Source organism: Nitrosomonadales bacterium (assembly GCA_016716325.1).
GTDB lineage: Bacteria > Pseudomonadota > Gammaproteobacteria > Burkholderiales > Gallionellaceae > Gallionella.
Genome location: JADJWO010000001.1, coordinates 2,235,988 through 2,253,969 on the forward strand (window position 1 = coordinate 2,235,988; position 17,982 = coordinate 2,253,969).

Genomic DNA, 17,982 nt, shown 5'->3' on the forward strand with positions numbered 1-17,982 from the left:
GGAGGAATCGAACATTGCCATTACGGAGGGGTGCGAGCTTTGATTGCAGTTACGACTGCGACAATATGGTCATAACGAGTCTGGAACATTGCCTTATCTGTATTCACGTAGCTGGTACGTGGATCGTCGTGCTCAGTAAGGTGCGTGGCAACACGCCCGCCAGTTGCGGATTGTGCTTTTCGATCTCAGCCATCGCATCGTTTATGGTTTGCCCGACGTTCGCGCCTTCCGGCAAGTTCAGCAGATGCGCAAAGCGTGCGATCTCCGGCAGGAAGATCACACTCTCGGCATGGTAGGCGGCGGGATCGTCAGTGCGGGAAGTGGCGCGACGAGAAGATGCGCCAGCGGACTCCAATTCAGCGCGACGCTTGGCAAAGCGTGTCTCAGCGAACAGCAGGAAGATGAGACCAAGCACAGGTGCGGAATACTGCGCCGCAGTCAGCCCAGAATTGGCGCGAAACTGGTCAGCGGCATTCCACAGGCGTTGCTCAAGTGCATCGTTGGCTAGGTCTTTTTCAGAGGGGGCAATCCAAAGCATTCGTGTCCCCTGTTAGCGTTTTTTTGTTATCGGCGGATGCTAGCACGAAGGGAATACGAGACATATATGCCGTTTGGCCTATATATTGTTGCCGGGCCGATTGTATCCGATGGACGGGCCGTTTGGCTCGAGAAATGGGCGCGCGCGGGCGGTTGCGCGGTCTTTGTCATTGCTGGGGCGATGTGGTTTAATCGCTGCCATGAAATTCCCCTTCCAGAACGTCGCGCTGATCGGCAAATACAAGGCCCCGGAAATCGCCGGGCCGTTGTTGAGCCTGGCCGCGTTTTTGTCTGCCAGGGGGATGACGGTGGTGGTGGATAGCCTGACCGCCGAGCATCTCGGGGATAGTCCTTATCCCGCGATGAGTCTGGAGGAGATGGGGCCTGCGGTCGATCTGGCCATCGTTATCGGCGGCGACGGCACGATGTTGAATATCGCGCGCACGCTTGCGCCGCACGGCGTGCCGATGGTCGGGGTGAATCAGGGGCGGCTGGGTTTTCTGACCGACCTGACGCTGGACAATATGCAGGAGAGCATCGGCGCGATGCTGGAAGGCAGGTTCGTCACCGAGCAGCGCCTGTTGCTGTCGGCGCGCGTGGTGCGCGACGGCGAGGAGATATTCAATGCGCTGGCCTTTAACGAGGTGGTGGTGCACCGCAGCCAGATCGGCAGCATGATCGAGTTCGAGGTGCGTATCGACGGGGAGTATCTGTACAACCAGCGCGCCGACGGGATGATCGTGTCCACGCCGACCGGTTCGACGGCCTATGCGCTGTCGGCGGGCGGCCCGATCGCGCATCCGAGCCTGGATGTGCTGGTGCTGGTTCCGATCTGTCCGCATACGCTGAGCAACCGTCCCATCGTGGTGAAGGGCGGTTCCGAACTGGAGCTGCTGATGCACCGCATCGGTGATATCTGCGTGCGTTACGACAGTCATACCCATGTGGATCTGCAGTTGCACGACAAGGTCGTCGTGACACGCTATCCCGAGCCTGCCTGCCTGCTGCATCCGGAAGGGCACAGCTATTACCATACGTTGCGCGAAAAGCTGCTCTGGAACCAGACGCTCTGATGGCAACCTACTGTGCGGTCAATCTGCGGCGTTGCGTGCTCACTTGCTCCTCGTCTACCAGCATCGGTATGCCTCGTCGCGCGTTGCATCTTGACCTGCTCGTAACGGTTGCCGAAAGATAGTCATGCTGAAATTCCTGGGCATCCGCGATTTCGTCATCGTTTCCTCGCTTGAGCTGGATTTTTCCACGGGATTCACTGCGCTGACCGGGGAGACCGGCGCGGGCAAGTCCATCCTGATCGATGCGTTGTCGCTGGCGCTGGGCGAGCGCGGCGATGCGGCGATGGTGCGCAACGGCTGCGAGCGCGCCGAGATCTCGGCCGGGTTCGACATCACGGGTCTGCCGAAACTGGGGGAGTGGTTGCGCGAGCAGGAGATGGTGGGCGATGACGGGATGTGTTTGATGCGCCGCGTGCTGGATGCGGGCGGGCGTTCGCGCGGTTTCATCAACGGGCGCAGCGCCACGCTGCAGCAGATGCGCGAGGCGGGCGAGTTCCTGCTCGATATCCACGGCCAGCATGCGCACCAGTCGTTGTTGCGTCCCGACGCGCAACGCGCGTTGCTGGACGGTTACGCGGGCACGGCAGCGGATGCGGGCAAGGTGGCCGTACTGTACCGCGACTGGCAGGCGTTGCGCCGCCGCCGCATCGCGCTCAGCGAGAACGCCGGGGCGGTGGCCGCCGAGCGCGAGTTGCTGCGCTTCCAGCAGAACGAGTTGCAGGGGCTGGGGTTCAGGACGGACGAGTGGCGGGAGACGCAAGCCGAACATGAGCGGCTCGCCCATGCGGCGGGCCTGCTGGAGACTGCCGCATTCGGCATCGAGACGCTGGGCGAGGCGGAGGGGGCCTGTCTGGTGCAACTCAATGCGCTGACAGCGCGTGTGCGCGACGGCGTCGCGCACGATGCGGGTCTGGCGGATGTGTTGCAGATGCTGGAGAGCGCGCAGGCCGAGGTGCAGGAGGTGGTGTACGCGTTGCGCCACTACCAGCAGCGGCTGGACAACGATCCGCAGCGTCTGGCGGAACTGGAGCAGCGCATCCGCGAGGTGATGGATGCCGCGCGCAAGTACCGCGTCGAGCCGGAGCGTCTGGACGAGGCGTTGCAGGACATCGTGGCGCGCCTGGCGGAACTCGGCGGCGACGCCGACCTGACCGTGCTGGCGCAGCAGGAATCGGCCGCACGGCAGGCTTATCTTGCCGCCGCGCAGAAGCTGAGCGGCGCGCGCGGCAAGGCGGCGCACCGGCTGGCGAAGGAGATCACCACGGCGATGCAGACGCTGGCGATGCAGGGCGGCAGTTTTGCGGTCGCGTTGTCGCCGCTGGAGGAAGGCAATGCCGGCGGGCTGGAGTCGGTGGAGTTCCAGGTGGCCGCGAATCCCGGCGTGCCGCCGCGCAGCATGGCCAGGGTCGCGTCGGGCGGCGAGCTGTCGCGCATCGCGCTGGCGATACAGGTGGCCGCGTCGCAGGTGGCCAGCGTACCGACGCTGATCTTCGACGAGGTGGACAGCGGCATCGGCGGGCGCGTGGCGGAGATCGTCGGGCATCTGCTCAGGCAACTGGGCCAGCGGCACCAGGTGTTGTGCGTGACGCACCTGCCGCAGGTCGCGGCGGCGGCAGACCACCAGTGGCAGGTGAGCAAGGCGACGGAAGCGGGCGTTACGCTGAGCCGTATCGCCGTGCTGGAGGGCGAGCGCCGCGTCGAGGAGATCGCGCGGATGCTGGGCGGGGTGAAGATCACCGAGACCACGCGCAAGCATGCGGCGGAAATGCTGGGAGGCCCGCCTTGAGGTATCATGCGGCGGCTTCGACATTGAAATGACGAGAATACTTATGCGTACCAGACTGATCCTTGTTTCCCTGCTGCTGTCTTCGTGCAGCTATCTGCACACGCCCGTGCTGTCGCCGTACAAGATGGATATCCGCCAGGGGAATTTCGTCACGGACGAGATGCGCGACAAATTGAAGCTCGGCATGAGCAAGTCGCAGGTGCGCTACCTGATGGGTACGCCGTTGATCAGCGATGCCTTCCACGGTGACCGATGGGATTACGTCTATCGCCTGGAACAGCGCGGCGAGATCGTCGAGAAGCAGGACATGGCGTTGTTCTTCGAGGGCGACAATCTGGTGCGCGTGTTGCAGGACGGCAAGGTCGTACAGGATGCGCTGGATGTGCCGAAGGTCGCGCCGCCGGTGGTCGAGACACCCGCGTCTGTTGCCAAACCCAACCCTGAAATGGAAGTGCTGGACAGCGTGAACGCCTGGGCGGCGGCATGGTCGGCCAAGAATGCGCGCGATTACCTGGCCGCCTATACGCCGGACTTTGCGCCGCCGGGCATGAGTCACGACGCGTGGGAAAGCCTGCGCCTGAACCGCATCAGCAAGCCCGGAGAGATCGCGGTCGAGCTGAACGACATCGCGGTCAACCTGCAGGATGACAGTCATGCTTCGGCCACGTTCACCCAGGATTACCGTTCCGACAAATATCGCGACCGTGTCGAGAAGACGCTGAATCTGGTCCGGCAATCGGGTCGCTGGCTGATCGCGGAAGAGTTGTCCGGCAAGGCCGGCAAGGCGGCCAAGGCAACTCCGGAGATGCCATCCGCCAGCCCGGCGGCGGGCGGCGAACAGGCCGTTCAGGAAGCCGTTGCGCAGTGGGTGGCGGCATGGTCGGCGCGCGATGTCGAAAGATACCTGTCCAGCTATGCCGACAGCTTCAAGCCGTCCGGCATGGATCGGGCGGCGTGGGAGGCGCAGCGCAGGGAGCGCATCAATAAGGCCGCTTCCATCGCTGTGGAGATCAGTAATCTGAAGGTACGGTTGCGCGATGCGGGACATGCCAGCGCGAGCTTCAACCAGGTCTATCGCTCGGATTCGTTCCGGGACAGCTCACGCAAGACCCTGCAACTGGAGAAGGTCGGCGATGCGTGGCGGATCGTTTCCGAGCAGAGTAAGTAAAGGGATGACAGGATGAGCAAAATCAGGATCGCCATCGCCGGCAGCGGCGGACGTATGGGCAAGGTGCTGCTGGACTGCGTCGCGCAGGCCGACGACCTGCAACTGCACGCCGCGCTGGAACACGCGGGCAGCCCGTTGTTGGGCAACGTGGTTGCCGAAGGCGTGAAGATCACCGCCGATACGGAAGCCGCGCTGAAGGGCGCGGATGTGCTGATCGATTTCACCCGTCCCGAGGGTACGCTGCGCCATCTGGAGATCTGCCGCAAGCTCGGCGTGAACATGGTGGTCGGTACCACCGGCCTCAATGCGCAGCAGAAGGCGCAACTTGGCGCGGGTGGGCAGGACATCGGTATCGTGTTCGCGCCCAACATGAGCGTGGGCGTGAACCTCGTGTTCAAGCTGCTGGAGACCGCTTCGCGCGTGCTCAGCGAAGGCTACGACATCGAGATCATCGAAGCGCATCATCGTCATAAAGTCGATGCGCCCTCCGGCACCGCACTCGGCATGGGTGAAGTCGTCGCCCGCACGCTGGGCCGCGATCTGGAAAAGTGCGCCGTGTACGGCCGCGAAGGCGTCACCGGCGAACGCGATCCCTCCACCATCGGCTTCGCTACCGTACGTGGCGGCGACATCGTCGGCGACCACACTGTGCTCTACGCGGGCACAGGCGAACGCATCGAGATCACCCACAAGGCCAGCAGCCGCGCCACCTTCGCACTCGGCGCCCTGCGTGCGGCGCGCTTCCTCAAGGCCAACAAGGCGGGCATGTATGACATGCAGGATGTGCTGGGGCTGAAATAAACGACAAATTGAACATTTGAGGTATCGGTATGGACTGGAAAATCCTCGGCATTATTTTCGCCTCTGTCTTTATCGCCGAGATGGGCGACAAGACGCAACTGGCCACCATGTTGTTCGCTTCCGACAGGGAGGTCAGCAAGTGGACAGTGTTCTTCGGGGCGTCCGCAGCGCTGATTGCCACGTCCGCCATCGGCGTGATGGCCGGCAGTGTCATCTCCAACTACATCAGTGAAAAATCTTTGCACTATATCGCCGGGGCGGGTTTCGTCCTCATCGGGTTGTGGACGTTGTGGAAGGCCTGAGTGGCGAGCAGGATCAGCGCATGGTGCGGTAGCATCATGGCTGGATAGGCGATGGACGGATTTCAATGCTCATCGTCAATGAGTTAGGAGGTGGGTTATGAAGCTCAATCAACGCTTCTTCTGGTTGATGATGGCCATCTTCCTGGCGTTCATGCTGGCAGCATGGCTGCTGTTCGTGCAGTGGGAAGACAGGGTGAACCGGGAATGGGGGCGGCATTTTGCCAGCCACCAGTCTGCTTTCAACAAGCTGCGCACTTTTTCGCCGCTGTTACGCGAGATCGAGTTGGCGAGGCAGATGGCAGCCGATCCGGCCATTATCGACATGGCGCTGCGCGAGCAGGATGAGACAGCGCTCCGGCGCGGTGTCGGGGTGCTGGAAGAATATCGCCTCAAGTTCCGTGACCGCAGCTATTTCGCCGCTTTCGCGGCAAGCGGACATTACTATTTCAACGATGCTGAAAATCGCTATGCGGGAAGGCAGATGCGCTATACGCTGTCGCCGGATAGCGCTGCCGACAAATGGTTCTATGCCACGCTTGCTGACGGCAGGGAATACCAGATCAACCTCGATCCGGATGTGCATCTTAATGTGGTGAAGGTCTGGGTCAACGTCAAGTTGATGCAGGGAAACAAGACGCTGGGGGTGATCGGCACCGGTCTCGATCTGACCGAATTTCTCAAACAGACGGTCGGCACATCGGTGGAGGGCGTCCATAACATCTACGTCGATGCCAGCAGGGCGATACAGTTGCATACCGACCCGAGCCAGATCGATTACATGACGATCGCAAAGGAAGTCACCCAGCGGAAGAAAGTGGACCACTTGTTGCAAGGCGGGGACGATGTTGAGCGTTTGCGCCTGGGGATGCGGGAAGTGGATGCGAACCCGTCGGTGAAGTCCAGCCTGTGGGTGACCTATCAGGGCGTGAGGCATCTTCTTGTTGTGACCAAACTGCCGGAAATCGGTTGGTACGACCTGACGCTGGTCGATACCGAAAACCTGCGCCCTATCCGTCAGGCGGGATCGATGCTCGCGGTGTTCATGCTGGCCTTCCTGCTGGCCTTGATCGCCATGGGGGTGGCTTTGCGGCGCTGGATCTTGCGACCCGTGGCCCGATTGCGCGCTTCTGTCGAACGTATGCAGCGGGGTGAGGTGGTCGGCAACATGGGGGAGATGGGTTCGGTCGAGTTCTCCGACCTGTCTTCCGCATTTGTGACTATGGCCATAGAGGTCGGTGAAGCCAGGCATGAAGTGGAAACGAAGCTGAGCGAACTCGAGCAGATTGATGCCGAGTTGAAACGGGTCAATGCATCGCTGGAAGACAAGGTGGCGCAGCGTACCACGCAATTGCGGCAGAGCGAGTCACGTTTCCGGCAGATGTTCGAGAGGCACTCGTCGCCGATGTTGCTGGTTGAGCCGGAGAGCGGGGAGGTCATCGCGGCAAACCGTGCCGCGGCAGGGTTTTATGGATATTCTGTCGAGCAGATGTGCCGCATGAATATCGCCCAGATCAATGTGCTGAACGCGCATGAGATCGCTGCAGAGCGCCAGCGGGCGTTAAATTCTCAATGCAATTACTTCGTGTTTCCGCACCGGCTGGCCAGCGGTGAGGTGCGCACGGTGGAGGTACATTCGTCGCCGGTGGAGGTTGAGGGCAGGCCGTTGCTGTTTTCCATCATTCACGACATCACCGAGCGCATGCGCCTTGAGGGGCAGATGCATGAGCTGGCTTTTTACGACGGGTTGACCGGGTTGCCCAACCGCAGGCTGTTGGTCGATCGTCTGGGCAAGGTGTTGGTGGCCTGTGCCCGTTCGCATCGTCACGGGGCCCTGATGTTCCTGGATCTGGATCATTTCAAGAAGATCAACGACCTGTATGGGCATGATCAGGGCGACCAGCTTATCGTCGAGGTTGCGCGGCGTATCCAGTCGTGCATCCGCGAATTGGACAGCGCCGCCCGTTTCGGCGGTGACGAGTTCGTGGTGATGCTGGACGGGCTTTCGGTCAACCGAGATGAGGCGGCGGTTCAGGCGGAAGTCGTGGCCGAAAAGATCCGGTCGGCACTGGAACAACCCTATTCCCTGAAGCGCGCCACGGAAGGGAGCAGCGAGGATGTGGTGTCGTATTACTGTTCGTCCAGCATCGGCGTCACCGTGTTCGGCGATCGTGATGAAAACACCGATCTGCTGCTGAAACGCACGGATATGGCGATGTATCTATCCAAGGAGGCCGGGCGCAATACCATTCGTTTTTATGATCCGGAGATGCAGGCTGCGATTGAGGTGCGCGCCGCCCTTGAGTCCGACCTGCGTGAGGCTATCGAACGCCGGCAATTTGAACTGTTCTATCAGGCTCAAGTGAATTATGCGGGCAAACTCCTTGGGGCAGAGGCACTGTTGCGCTGGCATCATCCTGTGCGCGGACTGGTTCATCCCGGCGAGTTCATAAGTTTGGCGGAGGAGACGGGACTGATCCTGCCGATAGGGGGATGGGTGCTGGAGACCGTCTGTGCACAACTCGCCAGATGGCGTGGAGACCCGCTTTTCGGCAATATCACCCTTGCCGTGAATGTCAGCGCCAAACAGTTCCGGCAGCCTGATTTTGCCGGGCAGGTGCAGGCGGTTGTGATGAAGCATGGCATCAACCCGGCATCTCTCAAGCTGGAATTGACCGAAAGTCTTGTGCTGGAAGAAGTCGATGATGCGATCGCTAAAATGAAGTTTCTGAAAGAATATGGCATAGGCCTGTCGATTGACGACTTCGGCACGGGATATTCGTCGCTGTCTTACCTGAAGCGCTTGCCCTTGAGCCAGATCAAGCTGGATCAGTCGTTCATCCGCAGTATTACCACCGATCAGGGCGATAGGGTGATGGTGATGACTGTCGTTGATCTGGGTATGAATTTTGAGCTGGATGTGGTTGCGGAGGGTGTGGAAACCGAAGCGCAACTCAGATTGTTGCATCGTTACGGTTGCGATATTTTCCAGGGATATTTGTTCGGCGTTCCACTTGCCGCAGTGGATTTCGAGGAAAGTGAGCGTCTGCGACGCGTATCCCAAGCCAATTTGAAAGGACGTTCGCATTAGGCTATAATGCGCGCCGTCAAATGAGCGGGATGAACACGGTTCGTCCCGCTTCTTTATAGGCATGCTCCCGCCCCGGTTGAGCGTGCCGATTGCCAGTCAATCAAGGAGTTACACGTGTCGCAGACGAAACCAGCCATCCTAGTCCTAGCCGATGGAACGGTATTTCGCGGCATTTCCATCGGGGCAGATGGCAGCAGCGTCGGCGAGGTGGTGTTCAACACTTCGATGACCGGCTATCAGGAGATCCTCACCGATCCTTCCTATTGCCGCCAGATTGTCACGCTGACTTATCCGCATATCGGCAACGTCGGTTGCAACCCGGAAGACGTGGAGTCGAGCCGGGTGTTCGCCAGCGGCCTCATCATCCGCGACTTGTCCATGACAGTGAGCAATTTCCGCGCGACGCAATCGCTGCCGGAGTATCTCAAAGCAAACAATGTAGTGGCCATCGCCGGTATCGATACGCGCAAGCTGACGCGCATCCTGCGCAGCAAGGGGGCCCAGAACGGTTGCATCGCTTCCGGTGAGGATGTCGATGCAGCATTGGCGGCGGCCAAGGGCTTTGCTGGTTTGGCCGGTATGGATCTGGCGCAAGTGGTCACTTGCGACAAGCCTTACGAATGGACGCAGCGCGAGTGGAAGCTGGGCGAGGGGTATCAGGATTCGGGATTCGGGATTCAGGATTCAGGGAAAGGCGGTGCCGCGGGTTCCCCTGAATCCCGTATCCTGAATCCTGAATCCTTCCACGTAGTGGCCTATGACTTCGGCGTGAAGCGCAACATCCTGCGCATGCTGGCCGAGCGCGGCTGCAAGATCACCGTGGTGCCTGCAAAGACTTCCGCTGCCGACGTGCTGGCGATGAAGCCGGACGGTGTGTTCCTGTCCAACGGCCCCGGCGACCCGGAACCTTGCGATTATGCGATCAACGCCGCGAAGAGATTCCTCGACGTCGGCATCCCGATGTACGGCATCTGTCTGGGCCATCAGATCATGGGCCTGGCCTGCGGTGCGAAGACGGTGAAGATGAAGTTCGGCCATCGCGGCGCGAACCATCCGGTGCAGGACACCACGACCAAGCGCGTGATGATCACCAGCCAGAACCACGGTTTCGCGGTTGATGCCGCGACCCTGCCGAAGAACGCGCGTGTCACCCATGTGTCGCTGTTCGACGGCACGTTGCAGGGTTTCGAGCTGACCGACAAACCTGCGTTCTGTTTCCAGGGCCATCCGGAAGCCAGTCCGGGCCCGCATGATGTGGCCCCGTTGTTCGACCGCTTCGTCGCGGCCATGGAGAAGAAGTAAATGCCGAAGCGTAACGATATCAAGAGCATCCTGATCATTGGCGCCGGTCCGATCGTCATCGGGCAGGCCTGCGAGTTCGACTATTCCGGCGCGCAGGCTTGCAAGGCGCTACGCGAGGAAGGCTATCGCGTCATCCTGGTGAACTCGAATCCGGCCACCATCATGACCGATCCGAACATGGCCGACGCGACCTACATCGAGCCGATCACCTGGCAGATGGTGGAGAAGATCATCGAGAAGGAAAAGCCGGACGCGATCCTGCCGACCATGGGCGGACAGACCGCGCTGAACTGTGCGCTGGATCTGGCCAAGCACGGCGTGCTGGAAAAGCATGGCGTCGAGATGGTCGGTGCGTCGCGCGACGCCATCGACATGGCGGAAGACCGCGAGAAGTTCAAGCAGGCGATGACGCGCATCGGGCTGTCTTCGGCGCGTTCCGCCATCGCGCACAGCATGGAAGAGGCATTGCAGGTGCAGCAGGTGATGGGTTTCCCGACCATCATCCGCCCCTCGTTCACGATGGGCGGAAGCGGCGGCGGTATCGCCTACAACCGCGAAGAATTCATGGAGATCTGTGACCGCGGTCTTGAAGCCTCGCCGACCAAGGAACTGCTGATCGAAGAATCGCTGCTCGGCTGGAAAGAATACGAGATGGAAGTCGTGCGCGACCGCAACGACAACTGCATCATCATCTGCTCGATCGAGAACCTCGATCCGATGGGTGTGCATACCGGCGACTCCATCACCGTCGCCCCGGCGCAGACGCTGACCGACAAGGAATACCAGATCATGCGCGATGCTTCGCTGGCGGTGCTGCGCGAGATCGGCGTGGAGACCGGCGGCTCCAACGTGCAGTTCTCCATCAACCCGGACGACGGGCGCATGGTGGTGATCGAGATGAACCCGCGCGTGTCGCGTTCCTCGGCACTGGCCTCCAAGGCGACCGGTTTCCCGATTGCAAAAGTGGCAGCCAAGCTCGCGGTAGGGTACACGCTGGACGAGTTGAAGAACGACATCACCGGCGGTGCGACACCGGCTTCGTTCGAGCCGACCATCGATTACGTGGTGACCAAGATCCCGCGTTTCGCCTTCGAGAAATTCCCCCAAGCCAACGACCGCCTGACCACACAGATGAAATCCGTGGGCGAGGTGATGGCCATCGGCCGCACCTTTCAGGAGTCGTTCCAGAAGGCCTTGCGCGGACTGGAAGTGGGCGTGCACGGGCTGGACAGCAAGTACAGCGACCACCAGGCCATCGTGTCCGAACTGGGCAACCCCGGCCCCGACCGTATCTGGGCGGTGGGCGATGCGTTCCGCGTCGGCATGAGCGTCGAGGAGGTATTCAACGTCAGCAAGATCGACCCGTGGTTCCTGGTACAGATCAAGGACATCATCGATCAGGAAAGAGCCCTTTCTGGGCACACGCTGGAAAGTCTGGATGCCGACCACCTGCGTACACTGAAGCGCAGCGGTTTTGCCGATGCGCGTCTGGCTGCGTTACTGGAGACCGATGCCGCCGCAGTGCGCGCCTACCGTCATGCGCTGGGCGTGCGCCCGGTGTTCAAGCGCGTGGATACCTGCGCGGCCGAGTTCGCCACCAATACGGCGTATATGTATTCGACCTACGAGGAAGAGTGCGAATCGCAACCGACCGACAAGAAGAAGATCATGGTGCTGGGCGGCGGGCCGAACCGCATCGGTCAGGGCATCGAGTTCGATTATTGCTGCGTGCATGCCGCGCTGGCGATGCGTGAGGACGGCTACGAGACCATCATGGTCAACTGCAACCCGGAGACCGTCTCCACCGACTACGATACCTCCGACCGCCTGTACTTCGAGCCGCTGACACTGGAAGATGTGCTGGAAGTGGTGGCGGTCGAGAAGCCGGTCGGCGTGATCGTGCAGTACGGCGGTCAGACTCCGCTGAAACTTGCGCACGGACTGGCGAAGAACGGCGTGCCCATCATCGGCACCTCGGTGGACATGATCGACATGGCGGAAGATCGTGCGCGCTTCCAGGCCATGCTGAAGAAACTCAACCTGAAACAGCCGCCCAACCGCACGGCGCGTACCGTGAAGGGCGCACTGGAAGTGGTGGGTGAGATCGGTTATCCCATCGTGATGCGTCCCTCCAACGTGCTGGGCGGCCGCGCCATGGAGATCATCCACGAGCAGGGCGATCTGGAGCGCTACATGGGCAACGCCGAACAGATGGCGAAGACCTATCCCGAATACATGCCCATCCTGCTCGACCGCTTCCTGAACGATGCGATCGAAGTGGATGTGGATGCGGTGTCCGACGGCCAGCAGGTCATCATCGGCGGCATCATGGAGCATATCGAACAGGCGGGCGTACACTCCGGCGATTCGGCGTGTTCGCTGCCACCGTATTCGCTGTCAGTCGCGATGCAGGATGAATTGCGCCGCCAGACCGTGGCGATGGCGAAGGAACTCAACGTGGTCGGCCTGATGAACGTGCAGTTCGCGATACAAAAAGATAAGAGCGGGGGCGAGACCGTCTATGTGCTGGAAGTGAATCCGCGCGCCTCGCGTACCGTGCCGTATGTATCCAAAGCCACCGGCGTGCCACTGGCCAAGATCGCCGCGCGCTGCATGGCCGGCCAGTCGCTGGCTGCGCAGGGCGTCAGCAAAGAGGTCATTCCGCCGTACTACTCGGTGAAGGAGGCAGTGTTCCCCTTCATCAAGTTTCCCGGCGTCGATGTGATCCTCGGGCCCGAGATGAAGTCCACCGGCGAAGTGATGGGTGTGGGCGAGACCTTTGCGGAAGCCTTCGTCAAATCGCAGCTTGCCGCCAGTGTGAAACTGCCGAAGACTGGTCGGGTGTTCGTCAGCGTGCGCGAGGAGGACAAGCCGGGCGCGGTGGAAATCGCCCGTTCGCTGGTGGAGTTGGGTTTTTCCATCGTGGCGACGCGCGGCACAGCGGCGGCCATTGAGTCGGCCGGCGTGGCAGTGACGATGGTGAACAAGGTCGCCGAAGGGCGTCCGCATATCCTCGATATGATCAAGAACGGCGAGATCTGCCTGATCGTCAACACGGTGGACAGTCGTCCTTCAGTGATGCGCGATTCCTATTCCATCCGCCATGCCGCGTTGCAGGGGCGCGTCACGTATTACACTACACTCTCCGGCGCGCGTGCTGCGTGTGTCGGCATGCAACATCTGGCCGAACTGCAGGTTTACGACGTGCAGACTTTGCACGGCCGCTTCGATTAAGGAATACGAATATGAGCAAGATACCACTGACCGTGGTCGGCGCGGAGCTGTTGCGCCAGGAGCTGCACCGGTTGAAGACGGTGGACCGTCCTTCGGTAATCAATGCGATCGCCGAAGCGCGCGCGCATGGCGACCTGTCGGAAAACGCCGAATACGAGGCGGCCAAGGAACGGCAGTCCTTCATCGAGGGGCGCATCGTCGAACTGGAAGGAAAGCTGGGCAGCGCGCAGATCATCGATCCCAAGACGCTGATGGCCGACGGGCGCTGCGTGTTCGGTTCCACCGTGATACTGGAGGATGTCAACAATGGCGATGTGGTGACTTACCAGATCGTCGGTGAAGACGAGGCGGATATCAAACAGCGCAAGATCTCCATCGGCTCACCGGTCGCCCGCGCGCTGATCGGGAAGTCCAGCGGCGATATCGCGGAAGTTCAGGCGCCTGGCGGGGTGCGGGAATATGAAGTGGTGGACGTGCAGTACATTTGAATCGGGGAGTTGGGGAGTGGTTGGTAGGAAGTAGGGGTTCCCACTCCCCACTCACTACTTCCCACTTACCCTGTTAGCCAATTGTTTCTTGGTCAGCGGTTTCCTGCCCTTGTGGCGCGGTGCTTTCCTGATCTCCGGCAGATGCGCTTCGGGATTCGGCTGGTAGATGACCAGCACCTTGCCGATATGTTGCACCGGGGCGGCGTTCAGTTTGGTGCAGATTTCCGCCATGATCTGTTCGCGTTGCGGGCGTTCGGCCATCACGCGGATCTTGATGAGTTCGTGGGTCTTCAGTGTCTGGGCGATTTCATTCAGCACGGATTCGGTCAATCCGGCATTGCCGATCATCACCGTCGGATTCAGCGCGTGGGCGCGGCCCTTCAGGGCGAGGCGTTCGGGGACGGTAAGAGATAACATAAGAGCCTTCCAGAAATGGGAGGCGGATTTTAACCCAGAAACAACAATAACCACGAAGAACACGAAGGGCATGAAGGTCTTTGACAGGATGGGAGGCTTCGTGTTTTTCGTGTGCTTCGTGGTGAAATGCTTTTAAGGTTTATTGATGAAACCATCCAAGACCAGCAAACAATGGATGCGCGAGCATGTCAGCGACCCTTATGTGCAACTGGCGCAGAAGGAGGGTTACCGTTCGCGTGCCGCCTACAAGCTGCTTGAGATCGATGCCAGGGATCATTTGCTCAAGCCGGGCATGGTGGTGGTGGACCTCGGGGCGACGCCCGGCGGCTGGTCGCAGGTGGCGGCGGCCAGGGTGGGGCATGGCGGGAAGGTGGTCGCACTCGATCTGCTGCCGCTGGATCCGTTGCCGGGTGTAGAGTTCATCCAGGGCGACTTCCGCGAGGATGCGGTGCTCAGGCAACTGGAAGCATTGCTGCAAGGCAGGCCGGTCGGCCTTGTAATTTCGGACATGGCGCCCAATATGAGCGGCATAGCATCGGCGGATCAGGCGCGAGCCATGCATCTGGCGGAACTGGCGATGGAATTCGCGCTCGAACACCTGAAACCGGAAGGCAGTTTCCTGGTCAAGGTGTTCCAGGGCGCGGGGTTCGAAGAGTATCTCGGGGCCATGCGGAAAAGTTTCGCCAAGGTGGCCACGCGCAAGCCCAAGGCGTCGCGCGATCGCAGCAGCGAAGTGTATCTGCTGGCGACCGGAAAGCTTGAGCAATAGGGCGAATCATAGTCTAATGACCAACCTCGGCAACGCGAATGCGCCGTATAAGGAGTCGTAATCTTGAATAACTTTAAGAGCATTGCCATCTGGATGGTCGTCGCCCTGGTGCTGATGACCGTTTTCAACCAATTCAACACCCGCCAGATGCAGACGGCGCAGGCGACGCTCGACTATTCGCAATTCCTCGAGGAAGTCCGGCAGGGGCATGTCACCAAGGTGACCATCGAAGGCCGCAACCTGAAAGCGACCACTGCCGACGGCAAACGCATCAACAGTTACGCGCCGCAGGACATCTGGATGGTTTCCGACCTGTTGAAGAACGGCGTGACCATAGAAGCCAAGCCGGAGGAAGAGCAATCCTTCCTGATGAGCATTTTCGTGTCATGGTTCCCGATGCTGCTGCTGATCGGGGTATGGATCTTCTTCATGCGTCAGATGCAGGGTGGCGGCAAGGGCGGGGCGTTCTCGTTCGGCAAGTCGCGCGCGCGCATGCTGGATGAGAATAAGGAGCGCTATACCTTTGCGGACGTGGCAGGTTGCGACGAGGCCAAGGAAGAAGTCTCCGAACTGGTCGATTTCCTGCGCGATCCATCCAAGTTCCAGAACCTCGGCGGGCGCATCCCGCGCGGCGTGCTGATGGTGGGCAGTCCCGGCACCGGCAAGACGTTGCTGGCGAAAGCTATCGCCGGCGAGGCCAAGGTGCCGTTCTTTTCCATCTCCGGCTCCGACTTCGTCGAGATGTTCGTCGGCGTCGGCGCGGCGCGCGTGCGCGACATGTTCGAGCAGGCCAAGAAGCATTCTCCGTGCATCGTGTTCATCGATGAGATCGACGCGGTCGGTCGCCAGCGCGGCGCCGGTCTGGGCGGCGGCAACGATGAACGCGAACAGACGCTGAACGCGCTGCTGGTCGAGATGGACGGCTTCGAAGGCACCAGCGGCGTGATCGTGATCGCCGCGACCAACCGTCCCGACGTGCTCGACCCGGCACTGTTGCGCCCCGGTCGTTTCGACCGCCAGGTGGTGGTGCCGTTGCCGGATATCCGTGGCCGCGAGCAGATACTGGTGGTGCACATGCGCAAGGTGCCCGTGGCACAGGACGTGAAGGCGGACATCCTGGCACGCGGCACGCCCGGCATGTCCGGCGCCGATCTGGCCAACCTGGTGAACGAGGCAGCCCTGTTCGCCGCGCGGCGCGGCAAACGTTTCGTCGAGATGGACGATTTCGAGTCGGCCAAGGACAAGATCATGATGGGCGCCGAGCGCAAGTCCATGATCATGCCGGAGGAGGAGCGCCGCAACACGGCGTATCACGAATCCGGCCATGCGGTGGTGGCGAAGTTGCTGCCCAAGACCGATCCGGTGCACAAGGTGACCGTCATCCCGCGCGGCCGCGCACTGGGGTTGACGATGCAATTGCCTACGGAAGATCGCTACAGCATGGACAAGGATCGCATCCTGTCCACCATCGCCGTGCTGTTCGGCGGGCGCATCGCGGAAGAGATCTTCATGAACCAGATGACCACCGGTGCTTCGAACGACTTCCAGCGCGCCACCGACATGGCGCGCAAGATGGTCACGCAGTGGGGCATGTCCGAGACGCTGGGAACGATGGTCTATGCCGAAGAAGAGGGAGAGATATTCCTCGGTCGTTCAGTGACGACGCACAAGAACATCTCCGAGGCGACCATGCGGACAGTGGATGCGGAGATCCGCCGCATCATCGACGAGCAATATGCGCTGGCGCGCAAACTGATCGAGTCGAACCGCGACAAGATCGAGGCGATGACCAAGGCGCTGCTGGAATGGGAGACCATCGATGCAGAGCAGATCGACGACATCATGGCGGGCAATCCGCCGCGTCCGCCCAAGCCCAGTTCGGGCGGCAAGGCGCCCGAGCCACCCAAGGACGAGGCGCCGACCGCGCCAGTGACCGATCAACCGGCACAAGAAACCTGAAAGCCAGGATACAGGAGCCGGGATTCAGGAGACAGGTAATACCTTCAAGCCTGAATCCCGTATCCTGAATCCTGAATCCTGAATCCTGAATTCCGTATCCTGAATCCCGTATCCTGAATCCCGTATCCTGATGTTTCTCCTCTGTGGCAAATTCCAGTTCGACCTCTCCCGTCCTCTCGTGATGGGCATCGTCAACGTCACGCCCGATTCGTTCTCGGACGGCGGGCGGTTTCTTCGGCTCGATGCGGCCATTTCGCATGCGCGCAGGCTCGCCGACGATGGCGCGGACATGCTGGATATCGGCGGCGAATCCACCCGTCCGGGCGCGATTCCGGTGGGCGAACAGGAAGAGCTTGATCGCGTGCTGCCGGTGATCGAAGCGCTGCGCGATATGCCGGTCCCGCTTTCCATCGACACCTGCAAGCCCGGCGTGATGCGCGCCGCGTTGGCAGCGGGCGCGAGCATGGTCAACGACGTGAATGCCCTGCAATCCGATGGCGCGTTGCAGGCGGTTGCCGCAAGCGATGCGGCGGTATGCCTGATGCATAAACAGGGGACGCCGCAGACCATGCAGCAACAGCCGCAATATGCCGATGTCATCGCCGAGGTGCAGGATTTCCTGCGCGGGCGCATCGTTGCGGCCGAGGCTGCCGGGATCGCGCGCGAACGCATCGTCGTCGATCCCGGCTTTGGTTTTGGCAAGACACTGGCGCATAATCTCGACCTGCTGCGGGGTCTGGAGGCATTCCGTGCGCTGGGTGTTCCGGTACTGGCCGGGCTGTCACGCAAATCCATGCTGGGTGCGATCACCGGGCGCGACGTGGACGAGCGCATGGCCGCCGGACTGGCGGCAGCCTTGCTGGCGGTGCAACGCGGTGCAGCCATCGTGCGCGTGCATGATGTGCGCGAGACGGTGGATGTGCTGAAAGTGTGGCAGGCGATGACTCAATGAAACATCTGTCCACGAAAACCACGAAATAAAACCGTTATTCAATAGCAGAAGGATTGCTTGTTTCGAATGGGTATGGTTTTGTTTGTGTTTGTGAGTTTCGTGTTTT

Annotated in this window: 14 protein-coding genes; 12 read left to right on the forward strand and 2 right to left on the reverse strand. The window is 60.7% G+C overall.

The genetic code is table 11. The annotated features are described in order from the left end of the window. Nucleotides 1-103: 103 nt before the first annotated feature. On the reverse strand, nucleotides 104-538 hold the full coding sequence (locus IPM27_10925) for a type I restriction-modification system subunit M N-terminal domain-containing protein (GenBank protein MBK9162053.1): 435 nt from the start codon (nucleotides 536-538) through the stop codon (nucleotides 104-106). Between the two features lie 199 nt (nucleotides 539-737). Between IPM27_10925 and IPM27_10930 the strand changes: the two genes are divergently transcribed. The 9 genes from IPM27_10930 to greA all read left to right on the forward strand — a co-directional run bounded on the left by IPM27_10930 (nucleotide 738) and on the right by greA (nucleotide 13,779). Further along, nucleotides 738-1,610 carry an NAD kinase gene (locus IPM27_10930; GenBank protein ID MBK9162054.1) on the forward strand — a complete coding sequence of 291 codons (873 nt, stop codon included), beginning with the start codon at nucleotides 738-740 and terminating at the stop codon, nucleotides 1,608-1,610. A gap of 124 nt (nucleotides 1,611-1,734) precedes the next feature. After that, nucleotides 1,735-3,396, forward strand: coding sequence for a DNA repair protein RecN (recN, locus tag IPM27_10935; GenBank protein ID MBK9162055.1), 1,662 nt, complete (start codon nucleotides 1,735-1,737; stop codon nucleotides 3,394-3,396). Nucleotides 3,397-3,439: 43 nt separating this feature from the next. Beyond that, a complete protein-coding gene (bamE, locus tag IPM27_10940; protein ID MBK9162056.1) occupies nucleotides 3,440-4,564 on the forward strand; it encodes an outer membrane protein assembly factor BamE in 1,125 nt (374 codons plus the stop codon). A gap of 12 nt (nucleotides 4,565-4,576) precedes the next feature. Continuing rightward, on the forward strand, nucleotides 4,577-5,365 hold the full coding sequence (gene dapB / locus IPM27_10945; GenBank protein MBK9162057.1) for a 4-hydroxy-tetrahydrodipicolinate reductase: 789 nt from the start codon (nucleotides 4,577-4,579) through the stop codon (nucleotides 5,363-5,365). Nucleotides 5,366-5,394: 29 nt separating this feature from the next. Then, entirely contained in the window at nucleotides 5,395-5,667 is a 273-nt protein-coding gene (locus IPM27_10950; GenBank protein ID MBK9162058.1) for a TMEM165/GDT1 family protein, read from the forward strand. A gap of 97 nt (nucleotides 5,668-5,764) precedes the next feature. After that, nucleotides 5,765-8,755 (forward strand): EAL domain-containing protein, encoded by a 2,991-nt coding sequence (locus tag IPM27_10955; protein ID MBK9162059.1) that lies wholly within the window; start codon nucleotides 5,765-5,767, stop codon nucleotides 8,753-8,755. Between the two features lie 114 nt (nucleotides 8,756-8,869). Beyond that, the gene (gene carA / locus IPM27_10960; protein MBK9162060.1) at nucleotides 8,870-10,057 is read left to right on the forward strand and encodes a glutamine-hydrolyzing carbamoyl-phosphate synthase small subunit; all 1,188 of its coding nucleotides are present in this window, start codon (nucleotides 8,870-8,872) and stop codon (nucleotides 10,055-10,057) included. Then, on the forward strand, nucleotides 10,058-13,291 hold the full coding sequence (gene carB, locus IPM27_10965) for a carbamoyl-phosphate synthase large subunit (protein ID MBK9162061.1): 3,234 nt from the start codon (nucleotides 10,058-10,060) through the stop codon (nucleotides 13,289-13,291). An 11-nt stretch (nucleotides 13,292-13,302) separates the two neighbouring features. Then, entirely contained in the window at nucleotides 13,303-13,779 is a 477-nt protein-coding gene (greA, locus tag IPM27_10970; GenBank protein ID MBK9162062.1) for a transcription elongation factor GreA, read from the forward strand. Between the two features lie 54 nt (nucleotides 13,780-13,833). Here the strand turns inward: greA and IPM27_10975 are convergent, their stop codons facing one another. Next, the gene (locus IPM27_10975; GenBank protein MBK9162063.1) at nucleotides 13,834-14,196 is read right to left on the reverse strand and encodes a YhbY family RNA-binding protein; all 363 of its coding nucleotides are present in this window, start codon (nucleotides 14,194-14,196) and stop codon (nucleotides 13,834-13,836) included. A gap of 145 nt (nucleotides 14,197-14,341) precedes the next feature. On the opposite strand from IPM27_10975, the gene rlmE reads away from it, so the two are divergent. The 3 genes from rlmE to folP all read left to right on the forward strand — a co-directional run bounded on the left by rlmE (nucleotide 14,342) and on the right by folP (nucleotide 17,876). Then, nucleotides 14,342-14,965 carry a 23S rRNA (uridine(2552)-2'-O)-methyltransferase RlmE gene (gene rlmE, locus IPM27_10980; protein ID MBK9162064.1) on the forward strand — a complete coding sequence of 208 codons (624 nt, stop codon included), beginning with the start codon at nucleotides 14,342-14,344 and terminating at the stop codon, nucleotides 14,963-14,965. Between the two features lie 93 nt (nucleotides 14,966-15,058). Then, nucleotides 15,059-16,924, forward strand: coding sequence for an ATP-dependent zinc metalloprotease FtsH (gene ftsH, locus IPM27_10985; GenBank protein ID MBK9162065.1), 1,866 nt, complete (start codon nucleotides 15,059-15,061; stop codon nucleotides 16,922-16,924). A 130-nt stretch (nucleotides 16,925-17,054) separates the two neighbouring features. Beyond that, nucleotides 17,055-17,876 carry a dihydropteroate synthase gene (gene folP, locus IPM27_10990; GenBank protein MBK9162066.1) on the forward strand — a complete coding sequence of 274 codons (822 nt, stop codon included), beginning with the start codon at nucleotides 17,055-17,057 and terminating at the stop codon, nucleotides 17,874-17,876. The last annotated feature ends 106 nt before the right edge of the window (nucleotides 17,877-17,982 follow it).

Bases quoted from the DNA above. Each gene is read 5' to 3' on its own strand.
- IPM27_10925 (MBK9162053.1), bottom strand. From the start codon at position 538: ATGCTTTGGATTGCCCCCTCTGAAAAAGACCTAGCCAACGATGCACTT.
- IPM27_10930 (MBK9162054.1), top strand. From the start codon at position 738: ATGAAATTCCCCTTCCAGAACGTCGCGCTGATCGGCAAATACAAGGCC.
- recN (MBK9162055.1), top strand. From the start codon at position 1,735: ATGCTGAAATTCCTGGGCATCCGCGATTTCGTCATCGTTTCCTCGCTT.
- bamE (MBK9162056.1), top strand. From the start codon at position 3,440: ATGCGTACCAGACTGATCCTTGTTTCCCTGCTGCTGTCTTCGTGCAGC.
- dapB (MBK9162057.1), top strand. From the start codon at position 4,577: ATGAGCAAAATCAGGATCGCCATCGCCGGCAGCGGCGGACGTATGGGC.
- IPM27_10950 (MBK9162058.1), top strand. From the start codon at position 5,395: ATGGACTGGAAAATCCTCGGCATTATTTTCGCCTCTGTCTTTATCGCC.
- IPM27_10955 (MBK9162059.1), top strand. From the start codon at position 5,765: ATGAAGCTCAATCAACGCTTCTTCTGGTTGATGATGGCCATCTTCCTG.
- carB (MBK9162061.1), top strand. From the start codon at position 10,058: ATGCCGAAGCGTAACGATATCAAGAGCATCCTGATCATTGGCGCCGGT.
- greA (MBK9162062.1), top strand. From the start codon at position 13,303: ATGAGCAAGATACCACTGACCGTGGTCGGCGCGGAGCTGTTGCGCCAG.
- IPM27_10975 (MBK9162063.1), bottom strand. From the start codon at position 14,196: ATGTTATCTCTTACCGTCCCCGAACGCCTCGCCCTGAAGGGCCGCGCC.
- rlmE (MBK9162064.1), top strand. From the start codon at position 14,342: ATGAAACCATCCAAGACCAGCAAACAATGGATGCGCGAGCATGTCAGC.
- ftsH (MBK9162065.1), top strand. From the start codon at position 15,059: ATGGTCGTCGCCCTGGTGCTGATGACCGTTTTCAACCAATTCAACACC.
- folP (MBK9162066.1), top strand. From the start codon at position 17,055: ATGTTTCTCCTCTGTGGCAAATTCCAGTTCGACCTCTCCCGTCCTCTC.